This window comes from Halosimplex salinum (genome assembly GCF_003730195.1).
GTDB lineage: Archaea > Halobacteriota > Halobacteria > Halobacteriales > Haloarculaceae > Halosimplex > Halosimplex salinum.
Genome location: NZ_QWGG01000002.1, coordinates 611,673 through 635,442, shown reverse-complemented (window position 1 = coordinate 635,442; position 23,770 = coordinate 611,673). Strand labels below are relative to the sequence as shown.

Annotated in this window: 13 protein-coding genes, 2 tRNA genes and 3 rRNA genes; 10 read left to right on the top strand and 8 right to left on the bottom strand. The window is 61.9% G+C overall.

Features of this window, described 5'->3' with window-relative positions; all coding sequences use genetic code 11:
• The first annotated feature begins 85 nt into the window (after positions 1-85).
• The 6 genes from D1409_RS08280 (at position 86) to D1409_RS24400 (ending at position 11,867) form a co-directional block, all read left to right on the top strand.
• The gene (locus tag D1409_RS08280; protein ID WP_123535917.1) at positions 86-2,773 is read left to right on the top strand and encodes a Piwi domain-containing protein; all 2,688 of its coding nucleotides are present in this window, start codon (positions 86-88) and stop codon (positions 2,771-2,773) included.
• A 63-nt stretch (positions 2,774-2,836) separates the two neighbouring features.
• Positions 2,837-4,957, top strand: a complete 2,121-nt coding sequence (locus D1409_RS08275; RefSeq protein WP_123535915.1) for a phospholipase D-like domain-containing protein — start codon at positions 2,837-2,839, stop codon at positions 4,955-4,957.
• 5 nt (positions 4,958-4,962) lie between these two features.
• The gene (locus tag D1409_RS08270; protein ID WP_123535913.1) at positions 4,963-7,023 is read left to right on the top strand and encodes a PD-(D/E)XK nuclease family protein; all 2,061 of its coding nucleotides are present in this window, start codon (positions 4,963-4,965) and stop codon (positions 7,021-7,023) included.
• Positions 7,020-7,925 (top strand): RecB family exonuclease, encoded by a 906-nt coding sequence (locus D1409_RS08265; RefSeq protein ID WP_123535911.1) that lies wholly within the window; start codon positions 7,020-7,022, stop codon positions 7,923-7,925. The genes D1409_RS08270 and D1409_RS08265 overlap by 4 nt, the downstream gene beginning before the upstream one ends.
• Entirely contained in the window at positions 7,922-11,377 is a 3,456-nt protein-coding gene (locus tag D1409_RS08260) for an ATP-dependent helicase (protein ID WP_123535909.1), read from the top strand. The genes D1409_RS08265 and D1409_RS08260 overlap by 4 nt, the downstream gene beginning before the upstream one ends.
• 313 nt (positions 11,378-11,690) lie before the next feature.
• A complete protein-coding gene (locus D1409_RS24400) occupies positions 11,691-11,867 on the top strand; it encodes a hypothetical protein (protein ID WP_164471607.1) in 177 nt (58 codons plus the stop codon).
• A gap of 166 nt (positions 11,868-12,033) precedes the next feature.
• On the opposite strand, the gene D1409_RS08255 is transcribed toward D1409_RS24400, so the two are convergent.
• The 6 genes from D1409_RS08255 to D1409_RS08230 form a co-directional block, all read right to left on the bottom strand.
• A tRNA-Cys gene (locus D1409_RS08255) sits at positions 12,034-12,109 on the bottom strand.
• A gap of 168 nt (positions 12,110-12,277) precedes the next feature.
• Positions 12,278-12,400: ribosomal RNA gene (gene rrf / locus D1409_RS08250) — 5S ribosomal RNA — on the bottom strand.
• Positions 12,401-12,536: 136 nt separating this feature from the next.
• A 23S ribosomal RNA gene (locus D1409_RS08245) occupies positions 12,537-15,458 on the bottom strand.
• 288 nt (positions 15,459-15,746) lie between these two features.
• A tRNA-Ala gene (locus D1409_RS08240) sits at positions 15,747-15,818 on the bottom strand.
• Positions 15,819-15,911: 93 nt separating this feature from the next.
• Positions 15,912-17,384, bottom strand: a 16S ribosomal RNA gene (locus tag D1409_RS08235).
• Together the 16S, 23S and 5S rRNA genes with 2 tRNA genes alongside form the textbook arrangement of a ribosomal RNA operon.
• 760 nt (positions 17,385-18,144) lie before the next feature.
• A complete protein-coding gene (locus tag D1409_RS08230; protein WP_123535907.1) occupies positions 18,145-18,492 on the bottom strand; it encodes a non-histone chromosomal MC1 family protein in 348 nt (115 codons plus the stop codon).
• A gap of 257 nt (positions 18,493-18,749) precedes the next feature.
• Here D1409_RS08230 and D1409_RS08225 point away from each other — a divergent pair, with 257 nt between their 5' ends.
• Entirely contained in the window at positions 18,750-18,947 is a 198-nt protein-coding gene (locus D1409_RS08225) for a hypothetical protein (RefSeq protein WP_006882158.1), read from the top strand.
• A 30-nt stretch (positions 18,948-18,977) separates the two neighbouring features.
• Positions 18,978-20,033, top strand: coding sequence for a quinone-dependent dihydroorotate dehydrogenase (locus D1409_RS08220; RefSeq protein WP_123535905.1), 1,056 nt, complete (start codon positions 18,978-18,980; stop codon positions 20,031-20,033).
• 16 nt (positions 20,034-20,049) lie between these two features.
• On the opposite strand, the gene D1409_RS08215 is transcribed toward D1409_RS08220, so the two are convergent.
• Both D1409_RS08215 and D1409_RS08210 read right to left on the bottom strand, forming a co-directional pair.
• Positions 20,050-20,844, bottom strand: coding sequence for an ABC transporter permease subunit (locus D1409_RS08215; RefSeq protein WP_123535903.1), 795 nt, complete (start codon positions 20,842-20,844; stop codon positions 20,050-20,052).
• The gene (locus tag D1409_RS08210; protein ID WP_123535901.1) at positions 20,837-21,871 is read right to left on the bottom strand and encodes an ABC transporter ATP-binding protein; all 1,035 of its coding nucleotides are present in this window, start codon (positions 21,869-21,871) and stop codon (positions 20,837-20,839) included. Before D1409_RS08210 ends, D1409_RS08215 begins: the two co-directional genes overlap by 8 nt.
• Positions 21,872-21,958: 87 nt before the next feature.
• Between D1409_RS08210 and D1409_RS08205 the strand changes: the two genes are divergently transcribed.
• Together D1409_RS08205 and D1409_RS08200 are read left to right on the top strand one after the other, a co-directional pair.
• Positions 21,959-22,264 (top strand): MazG nucleotide pyrophosphohydrolase domain-containing protein, encoded by a 306-nt coding sequence (locus D1409_RS08205; RefSeq protein ID WP_123535900.1) that lies wholly within the window; start codon positions 21,959-21,961, stop codon positions 22,262-22,264.
• A 9-nt stretch (positions 22,265-22,273) separates the two neighbouring features.
• Positions 22,274-23,629 (top strand): bifunctional metallophosphatase/5'-nucleotidase, encoded by a 1,356-nt coding sequence (locus D1409_RS08200; protein ID WP_123535897.1) that lies wholly within the window; start codon positions 22,274-22,276, stop codon positions 23,627-23,629.
• Positions 23,630-23,770: the final 141 nt, after the last annotated feature.

Genomic DNA, 23,770 nt, shown 5'->3' with positions numbered 1-23,770 from the left:
TTGATTTACGCTATCGCTTATTTACCGTGTTTGAGATTCATCTAGTGGAAAGCTATTTATTCTGGGCGTCCGTTGGTCGGCGTAGATGGCAGTCAAGGCCGATATCGAGGATGGGGAAGAGATCGACATCGCGCTGCGCGTCACGGGGATTGACGAGTGGGAGCACGATGCCATCGCTCGGAAAATCCATCTGGAGGACGTCGACGGCGCAGCGGTAGATCTGACAGTATTCCACAACAGCGACGTCGCGGACTTCGAGTGGGAGATCGGGGAGTGGTATCTCCTGGAGAACGTCGTCGGGAACGAGTTCCGGGGTGAGATGCAACTCAATCCGGGGTATGATCTCACCGTCACGCTGTTAGACGACCCTCCCGCAGCTGCCGGGAACGACGAGTCACCCGGTAGTGTACCCTCGGAAGAACCGGTCGGGCAGTCAGGGGAGAGGGGTTCGAGTGATGCTGCCGCGGCGACATCGGATGCGTCCGATCACGAGGAATTCGTTCGCGGAAGCGAGGTCGATGGTAGTTCGCGGCCGACAGCTGATGGTGGCGGCGAGCTCCTACATCAACAGCCGCTCTCAGACGGGAATTACTTGCTGCAGTTCGAACTCGGGTCGCTGCCGGAGCTACCGGTCCACGAGTACGAACTCCGGGCGACCGGGAGTGGCGGAATTGACCCTGACGATTTCACGAACGGGATTGAGGGGTTCACGGCGAAAGCGGCGAACTACTACCAGTCACGGACCGGGAGTCCCGTGACGACGGCCGATGCGTCCCGGCGGCGTATCTACGCGACCGAGAAACTCCACGGTACGATCTCGATTCACGGGTACACCGTCAAGCCAGTGCACCAGGGCGAGACGACACTGGAAGCGCGCTCGTACACGGACGACGGACCACTCCAGGAGTTCGTTAAGCAGGACGTGAAGCGAGCCGTCGCTGGTCGCTTCGAGGTGTCCGGGATCGATTCGATCATCGAGCCCACCCCGCAGCGGACCGCGAACAGCGGGTTGTTCGAAGCCTATCGGAAGTACAAGTGTCGGATTCGCGTCGATGCTGACGGGACCGTGATTTGCGGCGTGAACGTCGCGTACCATCTAGAATCGACGTTCTCCGCCGCCGAGTGGGTGCAACGCGGACACGACATCGCCGAGGTGACCGTCGAGCACGACACGGACCTGTACGACAGTGCGCGCACGGCGACGGTCAAGGAGATCATCGACATGGACTACGATGATGTGCTGGACGGACCGGGCGTCCCGATGTCGGAGTACCACGAGAAGCACGTCGACCAGGACGTCATCGATTCGATGCGGGCCGGCGACCCGATCATTGCTGATCTGCAGTACGGGAGCGACGAGGATTCGATCTTCCCGCAGCTCCTGGCGTACTGCAAGGTCATCCCGACGTTCGACCAGTTGGGGCGCGTCGATGACGCGTTCCTGAACGTCATCCACAACGAGAGCCGGATGAAACCCGAGGAACGATTCAACGTCGTCACGTCGTTCGTCGACCTGCTCGGCCCGACCCCGTACTTCGGCTTCGACCCCGTCCCGCAACCCACGAACGCCGGGTACCGAGAACACCAGATACGGAACCGGCCGAATCTTCGATTCGGGGGTGGACAGACCGGGTTCTACGGTGCCGGTGGACTCGAACGAAAGGGGTACGACGTGTACAAGCCCCCAGAGCCGTTCGACATCATCGCGCTGTATCCCGAGGAAGAGAAAGATCCGGCTCACCGGTATGTCCTCACGCTGCTCAATAAACTTGCAGACTACGGCGCGAGTCCGACTGCATTCGACGAAGAGACGTATGAACTGGGCTCGGAGTTCCACTACTCCCAGCACGCGCAGAAAGCGAGTGACTACGATGCGGCACTGATCGTCGTGCCGGATGCAGATGAGGCTGCGGCAGCGGACTACGATGACCCGTATCCCGAGTTCAAGCGGCGGCTCGGCCAACTCGGCGTGCCGAGTCAGATGATCTCCGTCGACAATCTCGGCAACGGCAACTACCGCGGGAACATCTGCTCGTCCCTCATCGGGAAAGCGGGCGGCGTGCCGTGGCGAATCGACGACGTCCCTGGGGACGTTGACGCGTTCGTCGGTCTCGACGTGACGTACGACCACGCGACCAAGCAACACCTCGGCGCGGCTGCGAACGTCATCATGGCCGACGGAACCATCCTCGCGTCGGAGGCTGTCACGAAGCAGGCTGGCGAGACGTTCGACGAGGACGACGTAGCGAACGTCATCAAGCACGTCCTGGAAATCTTCGCCGAAGAGGAAGGCCGACCGCCGCGGCACGTGGTCATCCATCGGGACGGGAAGTTCTACCTCGACGTCGAGAGCCTCATCAACCGTCTCGACAAAGCCCGGGATCTCATCCAGCGGTTCGATCTCATCGAGATCCGGAAATCCGGGAACCCCCGTATCGCCGAGTACGACGAGTCGAAATCACGGTTCGATATCGCGGACAAAGGCGTCGCCTTCCACGTCCACAACGGCGACCACTCCTACCTGACCACGACCGGTGGGAAGGAGGGCAGTCCTGGTACGCCGCGGCCGCTGCAGATCGTGAAACGCCACGGATCGACAGACCTCGACACGCTCGCGGAACAAACCTACTGGCTGTCTGAATCGCACGTCGGGTCGCTGAGCCGGTCCACCCGGCTTCCCATCACCACGTACTACGCCGACAAGTGCGCCGACTTCGCCATGAAGGGCTACCTCACCAAGGGGAGCGTCATCCGCGGTGTCCCGTACATCTGACCATGCGCCAGTACAGATCCACGCAACCACTCACACACCCGTCAACAAACCGGTAACCCTCGTATGACCAAGACTGAATTCGAAGCAACAGTCGAGTTCGATGACGGCAGCGCCGCCGACCTGGAGATGGCTGCTGACAAATCATGGGACAGTTTTCTGAACTACTTCGGTGACGCCCAGCACGTCTACTGCGTCACGTACAGTCAGTCCCCGGCGTTCATCTACAAGATGTTTCAGAACCGGGACCTCGCGGTGGATTCTCTGGAGGTAATCGTCGGGGACAACCAGCACGACGATTACCGACGGTCGCTGAAGAACACGAACAACGCAAAGAAAATCGCCGCGCAACTGGAGTCGCTGCGGCGAGACGGTGATCTCCTCATTCACACCGTAGATTCCGCGCGTGTCCTCCTCCACACGAAGCTCTACATCGTCGAGAATCAGGACGGGTCTCGTACACTCATCTGTGGGTCGGCGAATCTCTCCAAGCAGGCCTGGCAGGGGAGCAAACAAACCAACGTCAACATGGCCTGGCGTACCGACGGCGACACGCCAGTTGACGAGTGGTTCGAACGACTCTACGCGTTCCACAAGGACTACGCGACGCCGTTCATGGAAGACCTCACCGAGGAGATCGAGGACGCCGACACGGCAGAAGAAGAGGCGAAGATCTACGACATCTGGCTGGGCGGAGACGAGTTCAGTGACGACCCGGTCGCCGAGCTGAACGCCCGGCTCGACGAAGCGGTTGACGACGACCAAGTCAATACGTACAACGTCGTCACCGACGCTGAAGAAGCAGAGAAAGCGGTGTTCTCCGCCGAAGATACGGATACCGACCCAACAGAGATCAGTCCGGAAAAGCGTGTGCGCCTCTCCCCGCAAGGTCTCGAAGACGCCATCTCGAATCTGGACGACACGCTATCCGCCAATAACATCCGTATCAACGACGGTGAAATCGTGGCGACACCCGCTGGTATCGCACGGTACAAAGAGACGTTCACCGGATACCCCGACCTCAATGTCGAAAAGGAAGAGAAGACGGTCGGGCTTCGGGTTGATGACTCCGTCCTCGAATTAACAGCCCCTCTTCCGGATGACCCGCAGGAAGTCGCCGACGCGCTTGACCTGATCGAGCAGTACGTCGAAACGGTCGGCGAGTTCGGCGAAACGCGAACGACGAAGGAAACGCGGGCGCACTTCTATGAGGGTGTTATCTACTTCTGCTGGGCTCCGTTCGCTAACTACTGCGCCCACCACTACGCCGAATACGAATCTGCGGAGCTAGACAAGGACCTGCCGTTCCTGTTCCTTCACGGCGACAACGACAGCGGGAAGGGTATGTTCCTGCGGTTCGGGGCGCGGCTCATCTCGAACGGGTACGTGCAGGAGGTCACGACCGGTGATGATTTCGTCAAAAACAACATCGAGCGTGCTCGTGCGTCGGACACTGTTTTCCCGTACATCGTCGACGACGTGGCGAAGTCGAAGATCGACCGGGACATCATCAAGTCGTACTGGGAGGGGAAGTGGGACGGCTCCATCCAGATGCCGACGTTCATCTTCTCCTCGAACGACTCGACGAAACCCAAATCCGAACTCCGGACCCGGATGAAGACGCTGGATTTCAACGTCAACTTCTCCGAACTGGAGAAGGACGAACGGGAAGCCGCCGCGCAGATCGCGGGCCAGGCGGACAGCTGTAACTTGTTTCCGTGGTTCGCCCACCTGTTCTTGCAACGGGATATCTCGCTTCCAGACCAGTCCGATCGGCTCGCGGATGCTCGGGACGTGTTCGCGGAGCTGTACGCGTATGCCGAGAAGGAACCACCGGAGTACGTGCCGCTGGAGAAACCCGCCGAGCAGGAACACGACCCGGGACGACGGAAGTGGATCAGTGCACTGTCCGACGGGCTGTGTGAACTCGATTTCAAGGACGACGGGCGTGTTATCGCTGATTTCTCCGCGAATCTGGATCAGCAGCAGTGCTGGGAGTTCCAGAAGGCCACGCCAGCCCACATCCGGGCCAATATTTACGGGCCGGCGGTCCAGTTTGAAAGCGCAAACAGGTTCCAGAATTGGATAGATGAGCCCAGTATCATCGAAGATGCACGACGCGACACTGAAACAGCGGCTGACAACACCGGTGTTCTGTCTCGGGTCACGCGGCTCGTCCGAGGGTAACAGCCATGTCTGACCACGCATCTCACCGGCAATTCGACGGGACGTTAGTCACGGCACCGTTCGGGGGCGAAAACGTCGAACGAACAGCGCGGGACGAATACCGGACGCTCCTCGACGAGCACGATTCTGAGGATGTGCTCGTCGTCACGGGTGCACCGACGAGTACGGACACGTTCCGGGGAGCCTTGGGTACGGAGTTGCCTGGTGCGGCAACGCCGTACGTGACGTCGCTCGTGGTGCACGCGACCGATGTTCTCAATCAAACCGATGACCGTGTCATTCTCTCCGACGCGCTACGGCGAGAGCTCCTTCACCGATTCCTCGCAGACTACGAGTGGGAAACGGAGTACCTCCAGCGGGCGTCTGACCAGCCGTCGTTCATCAAGGACGTGGACGCCGTGATGGGTACGCTCTCCTGGCAGACGATTACGCCCGAGGAAACCCCGGAACTCCGCGATATCACGGCTGCGCTCGACGCATTCCACGAGTGGCTGGCCGAGCACGACCACATGGAACGCGGGCAACTCATCTCGGAAGCGCTCGATGTCCTTTCAGGGGATGCCCGCGATGATGTCGTCGATTTCGAGGCGGTGCTCGCAGTCGAGTTTGAGGAGTTCTTCCCACTTGACCGCGCGTATCTCGACGCGCTCGCAGGCGACTGCGACCTCGTCTGTATCGCCGAAGAGAACGCGAGTGTGCGCCGTACGTGGGTCGAGTCTGGGCCAGTCACGGATTATGTCTCGTTCAGCGAGTCTCGTTGCGGGGCATCGGAGGCACCGTCGACGCGACCGGCTGCCACAGCAGCGTATTTCGCCGAAGAAACGGTTCCGGTAGACCCGGAAGCAGGGTCGGTCTCGATCCTTGCTACAGACTCCAGTGACGAGCAACTCGCCGAGGTTGCCAACGAGATCGAAGAACTCGTCGCGCAGCCAAACTGGAATTACGGTAATATCGCTGTTGCTACGAAGCAAAGTGGGAGTACTGTTACGGACACCATCGAAGTGCTCGAACGAACCGGAATTCCGGCGGAATCGACGACCGTCACTGGGTTCGGTGACGACCCCGCGATTCGAGAACTCCTCGCTGTCGTTCGACATCTTGCCGCAGATGAGGAGGATGAGGTACCCGACCGTGGCCCGGAACTCGATACAGAGCGCTTAGACCGTGTCAGCGATATTTACAGCCTCGAAGATGCGGTCCGCTGGTGGGCAACAGACTCGGGATTGAAAGAGCGAATTGCAGAGCGCTCGACTCCGTTAGATGCACGGGCGCAGTTCGGGAACGTGCGGCGGGCGTTCCGAATGGCTGAGTTCCTCGAAGAGACCGAGTTCGTGGATGCGACGTGGGAGTCCTTCGAGGATATGCTCGAACGCGCTCACGAGTACGCACCACAACAAAACCAGACCAGTGCGACGGACCTTGACGACGGTGTCCGCGTCGACCACTTGCAAGCGATCAAGAACGAGTCCTTCCGCGCGGTCTTTCTCGTGAATCTCGTCGATGGCGAGTATCCAGGCGACCCGTTCCTGACGCGGTTGTTCCCGACCGAGCGGGTCGCATCGATGCCGGACTACCCCGGTGTCACGGAACTCCACGAGCCGGACGTGGATGCGACATTTCCGACGACGTCCACGGCGTCGAGTCGGCCGTTCGCGCGGTACCACACCGAGCACGCACGGCGACGCCTGGCGGTTGGGGCTGGCGCTGCGGACGAGCACCTGTACTGTTGTCTCTACGAGTACGAGGACACCGCGTTGGAAGAGCGTGCGCAGGCGTCACGGTTCCTCACAGAAGTGTATAACCGCCTGTCGTGGGTCACCGAAGCTGACGACCCACATATCACGAGCGAGCAAGCAGCGGAGGACTTCCTGTTGTCGCGCGTCGACGACGCCCTCGCGGAGGTGCGCCGCGCCAACAGCCGAGACGTGACGGTGTCGCTCGACGACCTGGAAGCGGAACTCGGGGAGGTTCAGGATCTGCTCGATAAGAGCGGGGCGCGGGGTGAGGAACTCCGGAAGGCGTTGCGTGCACGTGTCGAGTTCGCTAACGGAGAGGTGCGGCGATGAGCCAGGAGTCGCTTTCACCGTCGCGGCTGGCGAACTACGCGACGTGTCCACGACTGTACGATTACCGGTACGTACAGGACGTGAACGCGCCGGACAGGACTGAACTCTACCTCAACCAAGGAACGATTTACCACGAGACTATCGAAGACACATGTGATGAGACCGACCGCGACGATCCCCCGGAGGTGATTCACGACCGGGCGATGCGGATTTTCGCTGCGAAGTGGGACGAACACAGCAGCGCGGACGACTACGAATCACGAGCACATCGGGAGTACCAGCGCGCTGAGAACCTGGCCGCCATCGAGTCGTTCTTCGATCCTGACAGCGGGGTCGGCATCGACCACGCCCGTCGCTCAATCACAACCGAGTGCTGGGTAGAATGTGAAGTAGATGGGCGAGGGCTTCACGGGAAAGCAGACAACGTCATCCGGACGGACGAGGGCCTCCACATCGTCGATTACAAGCGGAAAACACATGGGATGCTCTCTGACGGGACAGCCGAGTACATTGGCGACCACCTCGACGGGGAGGCGCACGAGCCGAAGCGTGTGCGGAACGCGTTCCAGACGGCGACGTACATCGAGGGCGTGAAGAACGAACCGTTCTACGAGGACGGGATGGAGGTCAGGTTCAGTTTCTACGGCCTCCTCAACAAAACGTCGTTCGAGAGCACACCGTCTGGATACGACGTGTCTGCACGCGGGTGGCCACGGGAGACGACGGAGATCTACCAAGACCACTACGAGACGATCTGGGGGCTCATTCGCGCCGCGCACGACGGGATCACGAACGGAGCCCACGAGCCAGAACCGTTCAATCTCCTCAACGAGGAGGCGTGCCCGGACTGTGACTATCGCGAGATGTGTGCGGATCGCCTGTCGACGGAGGTGCGACGATGAGCGACGACGGTGATGACTACCCGTCCTGGTTCCCGGTTCCGGAGGAGGACGTGTCTCCAGAGCCTCAACAGCGAGCGATCATCGACTCCAATGCGTACCCGATGCGTGTGCTCGCCGGTGCGGGGACGGGGAAGACGTTCACGATGGTGCGGAAGATCGAGTACCTCATCGATGAGGAGGACGTGTCCCCGGACCGGATTCTCGCGTTGACGTTCACGAACAATGCCGCGGACTCGATGCGGGAGAAGCTCAATGCGAAACTCGGCACGGCCGGGTACGACATCGACGCGTACACGTACCACTCGATCTGTAACGAGATACTCACCGACTACGCGTACGAAGCCGGGATCGATCCGGACTTCGAGGTCGCCACGGACGCCGAGAAGTACGCCATCGTGCTGGACGTCCTGGACGACATCGAGTACCGGTCTGTGAAACCCAACGTATACGGGAGCGACGGGTACGCGTCAGGGGCCGCGTCGAAGCTGCTCAACTTCATCGGGTCGATGAAGCGCAGCGGCATCACGCCCGACGAAATCGACGCCTTCCTCGGGCCTGCTGACCGCGTCTACGAAGTCGCTGACCTCTCGGAGCGCGTCGAGGCTATTGCCAGCGACCATCTAGGCGGCCGGTCCGTGTCGAGCGTCCTTGACTCGCTCCCAGACGCGCGAGCCGACCTCGTCGCTGAACGCGACGCGCTCGGGACGGACGGTATCGAAGCCAGCGCACGCGACTTCCTCGACCGCCTCGTGGATCTTTGCGACGAGCTGGAAACGGCATTCGAAGCTCACGAGGCAGGTGGCCAGGAGTTGCCGGACAACGCGTACAAGCTCCCGAAATACCTGCTCGGTGGATACGCGAGTGGTGCGCCGACAGGCATCCCGGAAGATCTGGACCTCGAACTCACAGATCATCTCGACTCGTTCCTCTCGGACTGTCTCACGGCCCGTGACCTGACGGCGGGGTACGCAGCGTACGAGCGTGAACTCGACGAACGGAACCTCATCGACTTTGACGGTCTTGTCGTGGAGACGGCCGCACTGATGGAGTCGCCGGTCGGCGAGGAAATCGCTGAGCGGTGGGACTACGTGTTCTGTGACGAGTTTCAGGACACCGACCGCCTCCAGTTCGACCTCGTCACGTCACTCGTCACCGACGACAACCTGTTCGTCGTCGGCGACGACGATCAGGCGATTTACGAGTGGCGCGGCGCACACGTCGCCAACATCACCGATGAACTCGACCGCGCGTTCGCCGCGCTCGAAGATGAACCATTAGAGGAGAACTTCCGCTCCCGGCAGCCGATTCTCGACCTGGCGAACGAGGCGATTCAGAAACTTGACCACCGCGAACGACACAAGACACTGAAACGCGTCGACGAACCCGCGTACGACGGAGATACTGTCGCTACCGTCGAACTCCCGGACGAGGACGATGCAGACGGTGCTATCCAACTTCGCACCGTCGTCCAAAATTTGCTAAGCGGGGCAGCAGGGAACCTCGATAAGGCGTACGACCCAGGTGACATCGCGCTACTCGTCCGGAAGAACGACCACGCGACGCCAGTCATCGAGGAATTCGAGGACGCCGGCATCCCGTACCAGGTTGCCGGCGATTTGGCCACGGAATCAGTCGGCGTCGGCACCGTGACCGCCTACCTGAAAGCGCTTGCACGCCCCGAAGACGAGGTGAGCTGGAACCGCGTCCTCCTAATGCGGTACCGGCTCTGCGATGCGGATCTCCGCACACTCAATGCAGGCGACGAGCTGCTCGTAGACACACTCCGCGAGACGCCGCTCGAAGAGTTCGAGGAGCCCGACCGCGTCGCAGAGGCCCGCGAACACGTCACGGAACTCCTCGATATCCGAGATTCGGCGTCGCTCAGCCACCTGTACCGCGAACTCACGGACATCACGAACGTCGAGTGGTACCTCAGCGAACAGGAGCGCCGCGATCTCGCGCAACTCGAAGACATCATCGAACAGTACGGGGACAGTGCTGTCCAACCACCGCTCACGCCGGAGTTCATCGACTCGCTCGAACACTATGACTCCCTGTTCGACGAGAGCGGGTCGACACCGACGAGTCAGCCGGATGTCGCCGACGACGCGGTCAACGTGATGACCATCCACAAGAGCAAGGGCCTGGACTTCCCGGTCGTTCTCATCCCGCAAGTCACGGCCGACGAGTGGGCACCGAGCTCACGCACCTACGACGCGCTCGAAACCAGCCTCTCGGACGGCGCAGAGGCGGCGTTCGCCGAGGACTTCGTCGAGCGTGACGCCCGTGAAACCCGTCGCGTGTTCCACGTCGGGATCACACGCGCCGAAGACATCCTCGTTCTTCAGGGCGGCAGCGAGGACGACGACGATTCGACGAGTGTACACCCGGTTTCGAGGGCCGTTGACGAAATCCTACCCCCCAGCATTCCGTGGCAGCCAGAGCGCGGGAAACTCCCCCTCTGGACCGACATCCAAGAGTGTCTCCCGGATGAAGCGGTAGACTGGACCGACACGCTGGCAAGCGAGACTGTCGAGCACATCGGCGGTACCGTCAATCACGACGGAGAAGAACTCGCGGTCGATGCGGCGCGCGACCGCGTGCTAGCCCTCGCAACAGCCACCCTCAACGGAAATCTCTCACCGAGAGCCGGGCGGGAGACACTCCAGGTTAGGTCGCTAACCGGCCCATCGACACCGTCACCGTCGCTCTCGCACAGCTACACGTCGCTGGCAGCCTACGAGGAATGCCCGCGGAGCCACTACCTCGACTACGTTGTCAACGCGTTCCCCGACTATCAAGAAACGACGAATGATACCGGGGAAGGGGTGTCACAACGTCAGATCGGGTTGCTGTTCCACGATACTGCAGAGCAAGCCGCGAAGCAAGACGTGAAACGCCGTGAAGAGTGGTACGAGATCTGCGAGCGACTCGCCAGTCAGCGCCGCGCTGAGGACGCGCTCCCGGCGGCAAAACAATGCATCGACCGGTACTTCGAGTTAGATCTCCCCAATTACGAGATCATCGACGCAGAGCGAGAGTTCGAACTAAATATCGATGGGCACGAACTCGTCGGCTACATTGACGCCGTCTACCGGACGCCTGACGACGAACTGGTCGTCATCGACTACAAGGCGACCGAACGCCACCGCGACCTTCAGGACGACAAACAACTCCCGATCTACCAGTTAGCGTGCCGTGACCTGTACGATGAGCCTGTAGCACGTGCGGGATACGCCTATGTCGGAGACATCGGTCCAAAAGTCGAATCCCGAACATTCAGCGATAGTGACCTGGAAGCAGTCAGAGATGACGTGACGACGTCGATGAACCGCATTGCTGAGTTCTCGTTCAGTCGGTACACTGCGGGCGAGCACTGTCAATGGTGTCAACACAACCAATTGCCCTGTGCACCAGACTCGTTCACCGTTGGCCCCGGATTCGAGGAGTAGATCAGATTCTCCTGACGCGTCTACTATCGACTTTCAATTTCGCCGATTGCGACCGACGCCGCGTGACGCACCTCTTCGTTCGGGTCGGTTTCTTCGACTTCTCGTAAGCACTCTAAGCGGAGGTAAGTTTTAGGAGGTAAGTCACTTTGTCGACGGCATGTTTCGACGATCATTCCTCAGTGTACTCTCGGCGATCCCGGGGGTTCCGTTTTTCTCCAACCGACTCCAGTCCAACCACCCACCTGCTGTCCCTCCAGAGGGGAACTTTATGTTCTGGTTCCATTTTTATGGGGCGATCCGACGCGATCGACCCATGAGTACTATAGAAGCGCGCGAACAGACGGTGGAGGAGTTGAATCTTCAGAATCTCACGGACGACGAAGCCGTCCATCTCCTGGAGTTGGCAAACGAAGGGGTATACGACACCGAGGATATGCCCGAGCGGTTGCAGGGCGTCTTCGAAGAGATGGAGGAAAACCTCTATCCGTAATGCCTGGATCCAGATAGAGAACCGAGAGGGAGGAACAAGAACCATTCAGTAGATCCAATCGAATCCTCTCGGCATCTGTTGTTTCTATCAGCATCTATAGATGTGACTGTGGAAAAGCAGGTAGGCCCAAGACAAGGTCGTCTTGGGCTTTAGGGTAACGTGTGAGAGCCAAGGGCCGGATTTGAACCGGCGATGGGCGGCTCTGCAGGCCGCTGCGTTCGGCCGGACTCTGCCACCTTGGCGCGTCTGAAACTATCCACCTGTGTCGCTTAAGCCCATCGGATTCGCGACCTGTCCGCGACGGTAGCGACCGCGTGGCTGTCGCTCTTCGTACAAAATGACGAAACCCCCCGACGAGCGCTGTGGCTCGTCGAGGGTAGTGTGTCCGGCCGAATGTGGCCGGGAATGAGTGGAGGCGGCGAATCAGGTTTCCCAGAGACTCTCGTACTCCAGTACTCGCCGAAACGCAGGCGGGCTTAACTTCCGTGTTCGGGATGGGTACGGGTGTAAACCCCGCCGCTATGGCCGCCCTAACGCCGATCCGCGGAATCGAACCGCGTCCGAACGGTACGTTCGGAACACCAGTTATCGGTCGGTCTATGAAACCGTGTATACGTGCGATCCAGATTGCGCCTGGACTCGTTCTGCGAGTCACAATGCGGTAGGTATGATTGGTGGCTTCGGTCTGTTAGTTCTCGCGGGCTAAACACCTCGTTGCCTCGGTGCGTACACCCCGAGTCTATCGAACTCGTCTTCTACGAGAGACCTCGGCGGTATCTCTTTTCCAGGTGGGTTTCCGGCTTAGATGCGTTCAGCCGTTACCCCGTGACGCGTAGCTGCCCGGCAACTGCCCTCTCGGACAACCGGTACACCAGTGGCGTCCATCCGTAGTTCCTCTCGTACTATACGGACGTTCCCGTCAGATACCAATGACACCCCCAATAGATAGCAGCCGACCTGTCTCGCGACGGTCTAAACCCAGCTCACGACCTCCTTTAATAGGCGAACAACCTCACCCTTGCCCGCTTCTGCACGGGCAGGATGGAGGGAACCGACATCGAGGTAGCAAGCCACTCGGTCGATATGTACTCTTGCGAGTGACGACTCTGTTATCCCTAGGGTAGCTTTTCTGTCAGCCATTGCCCGCATCGAGCGGGCAAATGGGTTCGCTAAACCACGCTTTCACGTCAGCGATCCTCGTTGGGAAGATCACTGTCAGTCCATCTTTTGCTTTTGCACTCTTCGCCGCGTTTCCGACACGGCTGAGATGGACTTGGGGCGCGCTCGATATCTTTTCAAGCGCGTACCGCCCCAGTCAAACTGCCCGGCTATCGGTGTCCTCCGCCAGGAGTGAGGGTCACAGTCACTACCGGGTAGTGTTTCATGTGTGACTCGGCGACGTGCTAGCGCACGCACCTGTGTAACGTCTCCTACCTACCCTGCACAGTAGCGACCATGTCCCAGCGACAGCCTGCAGTAAAGCTCCATAGGGTCTTCGCTTCCCCTTGGGGGTCTCCAGACTCCGCACTGGAACGTACAGTTCACCGGGCCCAGCGTTGGGACAGCGAGGCTCTCGTTAATCCATTCATGCGAGTCGCTACTGAAGCGACAAGGTACTACGCTACCTTAAGAGGGTCATAGTTACCCCCGCCGTTAACGGGTCCTTCGTCTCATTGTACTGAGTGTTCAGATACCCGCACTGGGCAGGATTCAGTGACCGTACGAGTCCTTGCGGATTTGCGGTCACCTGTGTTGTTACTAGACAGTCGGAGCCTCCGAGTCACTGAGACCTGCCTCTTCCCGAGGCAGGCATCCCTTATCGCGAACTTACGGGACTAGATTGCCGAATTCCCTAACGCCGGTTGATCCCGACAGGCCTAGGCTTTCTCCGCCATGGGCACCTGTGTCGGTGCTCGGTACGGACACCGTTCTCGTCTTTTCACGGGCCCCAGGTTGAACCGATTTTCACTATCCTGCCGTTCGTCCGCTTCGTGCCATTACGGCTTCCACGGAGTTGGACAGTTCGACTGGGCGAAGGCCCAGCTCGGTATACCCCAGGGCGTCGACTTTGAGTGAACGGTGGCGCAGGAATATTAACCTGCTTCCCATTTCGATCTACGCGAGTTACGATAGATCTTAGGACCGGCTAACCCTCAGCTGACGAACAGTGCTGAGGAACCCTTGCCCTTTTGGCCGTCAGGATTCCAACCCGACTTTCGCTGCTACTATGACCAGGATTTTCGTTTCTAATCGGTCCACACGAACTCTCGGCCGTGCTTCCACCCAATCAGAACGCCGACCTACGCAATCGCCGTGTTACGGGCGTGGTCAGGTATCGGTGGTGGACTTGAGCCCCGATCATTTTGGGCGCCTCAAACCTCGGCCGGTAAGCTGTTACGCTTTTCTTGGAGGGTAGCTGCTTCTAAGCTCACCTCCCGGCTGTCTAGGGCTTGAGACCACCTTCGATCGCACTTAGTCCACACTTGGGGACCTTAACCCGACTCTGGGTTGTCTCCCTCACGGTACACAGGCTTACCCCGCGCACCGGATTCCCTGCATCAACGGCGTTCGTAGGTTCGGAGTTTGACAGACGTGCCGACCTCTCTCGAGGGCGGTCACATCAATCAGTCTCTCTACCCCACGAACTACCTCAGCAGAGGTAATGCTTCGACATTTGTCGGTCGGAACCAGCTGTTGCCGGACTCGATGGGCCTTTCACCCCTACACGTAAGTCACGGGAGGGTGTTGTAAAACACCAACCCTAGCAGACCTCCACGTGCCTTTCGGCACGCTTCGTCTTGCCCACGCGTAGATCGTCCGGATTCGGGTCGTGCCCGTTTGACTCCCCGCGCTTGAACACGGCGGCCCTGGTGCAAAGCACTGCGGCCATGTCGGTTTCCCTACGCCTTCCCCGATGAACGGGTTAGACTCGTCAAACTGGCACACTCCCTGGTTCGTTTTTCAAAACGTACGACGGAACATCGGCTTCCTGTGAGTCCTACTGGAGGCTCGCGCCTCTGTCGTTTGTCACAGGACCTTTCATGCCCCGTCGCTCCATCGCCACCTGATTTCAAGCCCTATTTCGCCTCCCTTCTGAGGGTACTTTTCAGCGTTCGCTCGCGCTACTTGTTCGCTATCGGTCTCGAGGAGTATTTAGCCTTGGCAGTAGATGCCTGCCGTATTCACGAGGGAATTCCAACCCCCGATACTCCGGAACCGGCACACGCCTTACTGTGTCTCGTTACGGGGCTTTCACCCTGTATCGCGCTCCATTCCAGGAGACTTCACGAAACAGTTCCGACGATGCAAGCCGGCCCAATACACCACATCGGCCGAAGCCTTCAGTTTGGGCTATATCGCGTTCACTCGCGGTTACTGACGACATCTCGTTTGATTTCTTTTCCGACCGGTACTAAGATGTTTCAATTCCCGGCGTTCCCCATTGCGCGAAGCAATTGCGGTGGGGATTCCCATTCGGACATCCTGAGTTCTTCGCTTCCATGCAGCTCCCTCAGGCTTATCGCAGCTTGGCACGTCCTTCATCAGCTCTCGAGCCGAGCTATTCACCAGGTGGCATAGCAGCCACGTTAGTGGAGAAGGTCCGGTGAGGGACCTTCAAAGTGGAGGTCCAGTGAGGACCTCCGAGTGTGTGGAGATCCATCGGATGGATCTCCTACGTCACGTTGGACTCGATGAACGAGTCCAGTGGACGCCTGGATCGCACGTACACACAGTCTCATTTGCACACCCACGGGTGAGGTGGCGCGTGCATCGACCCTTCCCATCCGCGTTCACACGGGATGGTGCACCGGTCTTCGTACTTAGACTCGAACGCAGTGACCCACTTAAGGGACACGGTTCGAATCGCCGTACGTGACATGGACCCACTGGGATTTGAACCCAGGGCCTCCGCCTTGCAAAGGCGGCGCTCTGCCGCTGAGCTATGGGCCCGTGTTAGCCCTGGTAGTTCATAGGTGCCCGGACTGCGAACGGCCGACGGACGCTAGGTAAGTGGGTCGGGGCGTCGCCCCGATCCCGGTCAGTAGGAGGTGATCCAGCCACAGATTCCTCTACGGCTACCTTGTTACGACTTAATCCCCCTTGCGGAGCCCAGATTCGACCTGGGTATCCAGGCCTCATCCGGACCCCACTCGGGTGATTTGACGGGCGGTGTGTGCAAGGAGCAGGGACGTATTCACCGCGCGCTTCTGACACGCGATTACTACCGAATCCAGCTTCATGAGGGCGAGTTTCAGCCCTCAATCCGAACTACGACCCGGTTTAGGGGATTAACGTCACCTCTCGGTGTTGTAACCCACTGTCCAGGCCATTGTAGCCCGCGTGTTGCCCAGCACATTCGGGGCATGCTGACCTACCGTTGCCCGTTCCTTCCTCCACGTTAGCCGTGGCGGTCTCCCTAATGTACCCAGCCACCACAAGGGTGCTGCTGGCAATTAAGGACGCGGGTCTCGCTCGTTGCCTGACTTAACAGGATGCCTCACGGTACGAGCTGACGGCGGCCATGCACCTCCTCTCAATGGCTCCAGTAAGGTCATCAACCTGACCTTCACTGCACATTGTCGGTGCTGGTGAGATGTCCGGCGTTGAGTCCAATTAAACCGCAGGCTCCTCCGGTTGTAGTGCTCCCCCGCCAATTCCTTTAAGTTTCATCCTTGCGGACGTACTTCCCAGGCGGCTCGCTTCTCGGCTTCCCTACGGCGCAGCGCAGGCTCGTAGCCTGCGGCACACCTAGCGAGCATCGTTTACAGCTTGGACTACCCGGGTATCTAATCCGGTTCGAGACCCAAGCTTTCGTCCCTCACCGTCGGGTCCATCTTCTCGAGGCGCTTTCGCCACCGGTGGTCCGTCCAGGATTACGGGATTTCACTCCTACCCCGGACGTACCCCTCGAGTCCTCTGGCCCCAAGCCGAACAGTTTCCGCTGGACGCCCACGCGTTGAGCGCGTGGATTTCCCAACGGACTTGCTCGGCCGGCTACGGACGCTTTAGGCCCAATAAAATCGGCCATCACTCGTGCTGCCGGTATTACCGCGGCGGCTGGCACCGGTCTTGCCCAGCACTTGTTCCTGTACCACCTTAGGGTACAGAAAAGCGAGGGCTATATGCCCTCGCACTCGGAGTCCCCCTATCGCACTGTCGTGCAGTGTAAAGGTTTCGCGCCTGCTGCGCCCCGTAGGGCCCGGAATCTTGTCTCAGATTCCGTCTCCAGGCTCTTGCTCTCACAACCTGTACCGATTATCGGCACGGTGGGCCGTTACCCCACCGTCTACCTAATCGGCCGCAGCCACATCCTACAGCGCCGTAACGTTTCGAGCTCTCGGCACTCCAGCCTGAGAGCCCTATTCGGCATTAGCCTCAGTTTCCCGAGGTTATTCCGATCTGTAGGGCAGTTTGGCCACGTGTTACTGAGCTATCTGCCACGGGTCTGAACCCGTGCGACTAGCATGGCTAAATCGGACTCCGATAGCAATGGCCTCCGGCAGGATCAACCGGAATGTCCCCTGCAGAACAGGGGGGTTAGGCGGGAACACACTCAGATATGAGTGTGATCTCTAATATCGCTATCTTAGTCTAGCGTCCGGCGACACACGGCCACAGACCGGGTGTCACCGAACTACCAGGGCTAACATCAGATTCCATCTTGACGGCGGACCGCAGGGGTGGAATCCTCATTTCCTTCGGACCTAATCGTAGGTCGAGAAGGGTACATAACCCCTTCGACCTCGAGTGAGTCCGGCGGTCGGGTTTCGTCGGCCCCGACCGGGCCGCGTTTGCATTCCATCCGAGCGCCCTGTTACACTTAAGGGCGTCGGATCGAGTCCCGTCGAACCGCACGACGGGAGCGGGACGAATGCTCCATCACTCGACCGGCGGATCCGGTGAGGTGGAGTGCGTCCCACGGCCCGGCGGGGGCGTGTGCCCCGCGCCGCTTCGTATCTGATACGATGAGGGTGTTTTACTTAAGGCCGTCGAATCGATGACCGCCACGTCATGCGATTACATGGAACGGGACCCCGTGAACGAAGCCGAGACCAGCCGGTGCTCGAGACGGTGATGTCGCGTGGCAGGAGGGCGGCCAGTCATCCCGCGCGTCTCACGCTCGGTATGGCCGAGTGGTAGCCACGCGTCTTGCGATGAGTGGGCCCGACCTATGTAAGTCACGCACGCGGGCGACGCGCCCGCACCGACGGACCCGTGGCTCAGGACGGTCGGTGTCGGAGAGGGTAGTCGGAGAGACGTTCCGGGTCGGACCGACTCAAATGTCGTCTAGGTGCTCGACGCCCTCTTTCGACACGTTCGCCTTCGTGATCTCGTCGACCTGGTTCATCCACACGTCGGACGGGTCCTCCGCGTCCCACTCGTTCATGTCGACGTCCGGCGGCGACTCCTTCCAGGACCACCCCTCGTAGACGTGGACCTTGTGAGTGCCCTTCTCCCGGAGCCGGATCGACTCGCGATCGGCCGCCTCCTCACTGCTGGCCGGTTCGAGTCGCCGCGCCGCCTTCAGTGCCGCCTGTCGAGGTGTGCTCCCCGAAAAGACGCTCTCTTCCTCACCGTTCTTCGTCCTGAGCGCGAAGTTGCGCTTGTCACTGTCGGGTGCCATTGGTTCGACCGCTCCATGCCAACCCAGCACATGATTCATTATAAATATACCCCCCAATCGTGGCGCGTGCTGGCGATTCCTTTATAACTCGCCGTCGAACCACCCGGGCGATCCGTCCGAAACCGCCCAGATTTCCGGGGAGAGCGCCGGGAATTTAACTCGCGCGCACGGATCGAGCGCCGTCTGCGACCCGGCCGGCGGCCGCGCACGGTAGACTTAAGTGTATCCTGCGGCGAAGGGCCGAATAGGATAGCGCGATGGTGCGAAAGAAGAAGCTCAGCCCGAGTGGCGCCAAAGACGAGGACGGCGAGTACCACAACGTCCACATCAACATCCACGAGGACGAGCTGGCCGTCGCCGGGATGGAGATCGGGGACGAGGTGTTCGTCAGGGTCCGCGACAACAAGATAATCATCCAGAAGGCCGACCCGGACGACGTGGAACACGAGTTCTGACCCGCCCCACCCCGGGGCGACACTCCTCTCATGAACGCATACGATATCGCCAAACCACTGTTGTTCTCACTGCCCGCCGAAACCGCCCACAGTCTCGGCCACGGCGCGCTCGGGTTCGCCGGGCGTCCTCCCTTCGAGGGCGCGCTCGCACGCCACTACGCCGTCGACGACGACCGACTGCGCGTCGACGCGCTCGGCCAATCGTTCCCCAGCCCCGTCGGCGTGGCCGCCGGCTTCGACAAGAACGCCGAGGCCGTCCGCGGACTGGCCGCGCTGGGCTTCGGGTTCGTCGAGGTCGGCGGCGTCACCGCGGTCCCACAGTCGGGCAACGCCCGCCCGCGGCTGTTCCGCCTGCGCGAGGACGACGCGGTCATCAACCGCATGGGCCTCAACAACGACGGCGCCGAAGTCGTCGGCGAGCGCCTCTCCCGACTGACCGCCCCGGTCCCCGTCGGCGTCAACATCGCCAAGTCCGAACACGTCGGCACGGAGGACGCACCGGCGGACTACCGCGCCACCTTCGAGGAAGTCGCCGCCGGTGGCGATTTCTTCGTCGTCAACGTCTCCTGCCCGAACTCCCAGGGGTTCGAGGAGCTCCAGAATCGCGACACGATGGAGACGATCTTCACGGAGCTCCAGGACGCCGGCGCCGCGCCGCTCCTGGTGAAGCTCTCGCCGGACCTGCCCGAACCCGCGGTCGCGGACACGCTCGATCTCGTCACCGAACTCGGACTCGACGGCGTGGTCGCGACCAACACCTCCACCGAGCGCCCCGACGACCTCCAGAGTCCGAACCGCGTCGAGACCGGCGGGCTCTCCGGCGCGCCCATCGAGGCGCGCGCGACGGAGATGACTCGCTTCGTCGCCGAGCGCGTCGACGTGCCCGTGGTCGGCGTCGGCGGCGTCGCCACCGCGGCGGACGCCTACCGGAAGATCCGCGCGGGCGCAAGCCTCGTCCAGCTGTACACCGCCTTCCTCTACCGCGGCCCGTCGATCGCGCGTGAGATCAACCGCGGCCTGCTCGACCTCCTGGAGCGTGACGGTTTCGACAGCGTCGAAGCCGCGGTCGGCGCGGACCTCGGCTGACGATCCGACGCCGTCTTCACTCGATATCAGACCGTCGGAAGAGTACCACGGCGAGTCCGACGAGCGCGAGCGTCGCGAAGACGAGGACCACGGCGTCGCCGAGGGCGTACTCGCTCTCCCGGAGGACGGCGTTGGGGTCGACGTACCGCGTCGGCGAGACGGCGCCGACCGCCTCGAAGTCCGTGTCGGTCAGGAGCGATTCGGCGAAGAAGAGGCCGGCGATGACGCCCGCCGCGCTCCGCTGGGCGATGCTCGCGCGGTCGAACAGCACGGAGGCGACGAGACCGATCCCCGCGCACGTGGTGAGATACGGGATCGAGAGGAGGTGGAGCGCGACCACGTCCGTCGCGGCGATCGGGTAGTCGACGGCGATAGTCCCGAGGACGACCACCACGGGGACGACCGCGGAGAGTGCGACCAGCGGGACGGCCAGCGAGACGAACTGTTCGACGACGACGCGGGCGCGGGAGACGGGCAGGGAGAGGAGCATGTCCATCCGATCGCGTTCCACGTCGGCGGCGATCAGCGACGCCGCGGCGTACGCGAAGTAGATCCCGACGATCAGGAGCCAGCCGAAGGTGTACAGTTCGGAGGCGAGGTACCCCTCCATGGTCGCCAGCGACTGGACGCCGAACGCCTTCGAGAGCGCCTCGGGGTAGGCTTCGAGCAGCTGGTCGATATCGCCGCCCATGCTCTCGGCGAACGTGGGGTAGACGAAGATGTAGAGGAGTGCGAACGCGCTGAGCGCGGCCGTCGCGGCGGCGGCCCCGCGGACGCGGTGGCGTCCCTCGTAGCGAGCGATCTCAAGCATCGTGATCACCGTAGAACCGCATGAAGACCTCCTCGAGTGGCGCCTCCTCCACGTCGAGGTCGACGACGGTCCGCTCGCCGAGCCGAGCGATCAGGTCGTTCACGTTGCCGGTGAAGGTGAACGTGCACTCGGTGACGGGGCCATCGACGAGTGGGGCGTCGGCCGCGCCGCCGTCGGTCGGTTCACGGTCGGCCACGCCGCCGTCGGCCGGTTCACTGGTGGTCGCCTCACGGTCGGCCGCGCCGCCCTCGGACGTCCCGCCGTCGGGAGCGCCGCCGTCGGTCGTGCTACAGGAGACGTCGTGGACGCCGTCGAGGTCGAAGGCGCTCGGGCCCACGTCGCCGGCGACGCGCACGCGGACGAACTTGCCGGTGCGGTGCAGGAGATCCTCGATCCGTTCGGTCGTCACGAGGCGACCGCTACGGAGGATCCCGACCCGGTCGCAGACGCGGCGGACTTCGCTGAGGACGTGCGAGGAGAGGAACACCGTCAGCCCCCGGTCGCGCTCGACCTCCACGAACTCGTTGAACGCCCGTTGCATGAGCGGGTCGAGGCCGCTGGTCGGTTCGTCCATGACGACGAGGTCGGGGTCGTGCATGAACGCCTGGACCAGGCCGAGTTTCTGGACGTTCCCGGTCGAGTACTCGCGGACTTTCCGGTCGAGCGGCGGGTCGAACGTCTCGAGGAGTTCGTCTCGGCGCTCGCCGCCTTTGATACTGGCGTGGAGGTCGAGGATCTCCCGTCCGGTCACGGTCTCGTCGAACGAGGGGTGTGCGGGCAGGTACCCGATGCGGCGCTTGGCGGCGATCAGGTCGGACTCGTCCGTGATATCGTGCCCGAGCACGGTCGCACCGCCGGAGGTCGGCGACTGGAAGCCCATCAGCGTGCGGATGGTCGTCGTCTTCCCGGCGCCGTTGGGACCGAGGTAGCCGAACACCTCGCCCTCCTCGACCGCGAACGTTACGTCGTCGTTGGCGAGGACCTCGCCGTAGTCCTTGGTGAGACCCTCCACTTCGAGTGCGGCCATGGGTTCCGATCCGCCCGGTCGCGGGATATAGCTACGGGCGGCCGATCCGGCGGCGGAATTATGGGCCCCTCGGGTGAACCGGAGTCCATGGACGCACAGGACCGCGTCGCCGCGTTCGTCGAGGCCAACGACATGGACGCCGACCCGGCCTACCGGGTGCTCGACCTGGCCGCCGAGGTCGGCGAGATCGCCGCCGACGCCGCGAAGTCGAGCGAGTACGGGGCGTCACCCGACGAACTGACCGTCAGCGAAGACGAACTCGGCGACGCCCTCTTCTCGCTGCTGGCGACCGCGGACGCGCTGGATATCGACGCCGAGGCCGCGCTGGCGGAGTCGCTCGCGAAGTACGAGCGCCGTCTCGACGAGTCGGGCGACGCGGGTTCGTCGGAGTGAGCGCCGCGGATGGTCCCCCGCCTCCTCCACTACTCCGACATCGAGAACGCGCACGACCGGCCGGAGCGAATGGGCCGACTCGCCGGCACCATCGACGACCGCCGGGACGAGCGGACGCTCGTCGTCGGCACCGGCGACGACACCGCTCCGGGCGCGCTCGGCATCGAGACCCGGGGCCACCACTCGCTGGCCTTCTTCGAACGCGTCGAACCCGATATCGAGACGTTCGGGAACCACGACTTCGACTACGGCCTCCGCAACACCCGCGAAATCGTCGCCGAGTCGCCGGTCACGTGGGTCAGCGCCAACGTCGGGCGCGACGGCGACCCCGTCACCGGCGTCGACCCAGCGGTCGTCGTCGAACGCGACGGCCACCGCGTCGGCGTGATCGGCGTCAGCGGGCGGGGAATCCATCTCGCACCCGCGCTCACCGTCGGCGACCCCGTCGCGGCCGTCCGGCGCGTCGCGGCCGACCGCGACCTCGACTCGCTCGTCGTGCTCGCACACGCGTCGGACGAGACCGTCCGCGAGATCGCCCGCGAGACGGCCGCGAACGCCGTGCTCGCCGGCCACTGCCACGACGTTCTCCGGGAGCGCGTCGACGGAACGCTCCTCGTTCGCCCGGGGTCCAACGGCGAAGTGGTGTGGGAAGTGACCCTCGGCGGCGAGGCCGATGTGGCCGAAGACGGCGAAGCGACCGCCACCCGCCACGACGTGACCCACGGGCCGATAGACGAGACGATGGCCGACCGCGTGCGCGCGAATCTCCGCGAGACCGGACTCGACAAGGTGGTCGCGACGGTCGAATCGCCCGTCGAGCGCGACCGGCGGGCCTGTCTCCGCGGCGAGGCGCGCCTGGCGAACTTCGCGACGGACGCGCTCCGGTGGGTCGCCGACGCCGACGTGGCCCACGTCGACACCCGCGGCCTGCGCGGCGGCCCGCCGATCGGCCCGGACGTCCGCGTCGTCGACCTGGTCGGCGTCTCCCCGTTCGAGGCCGGCGTCTTCGTCGCCACCGTCTCCGGTCGGGAGCTTCGGCAACTTGTCGCCGAGTCCCACCGCTCGGACCTCGATACACTGGACGGCCACGCCTGGACCGGCCAGTTCTCCGGGATCGAGATCCAGTGGGACCCCGACGCAGGCGAAACGGAGGTGTCGTTCGACGGCTCCCCGCTCGAACCCGACCGGGAGTTGCGACTGGCCACGAACGGCTACGTCGTCTACACCGACGAGTTCCAGACGCTCGGCCCCGCGGACGCCCGAGAACTGCACGGTCTCCAGTACCGCGCGTTCGTCGACTACGCTCGGGGTGTATCGGATCTGTCCGTGGAACTCGACGGTCGGATCGAGGATATCGCGGACTGACTGTTCGACGGCGGTCTGTCTGTGAAGACAGCGAACGCGGTGGCGCGTGCTGGAGCGCGCTTTCATGCGCGCGACAGTAGTCGCGCGAGGGATGAGTAGCGCAGCGACCGAAGGGAGCGAGCAACGCAATCGGCTGGGGAG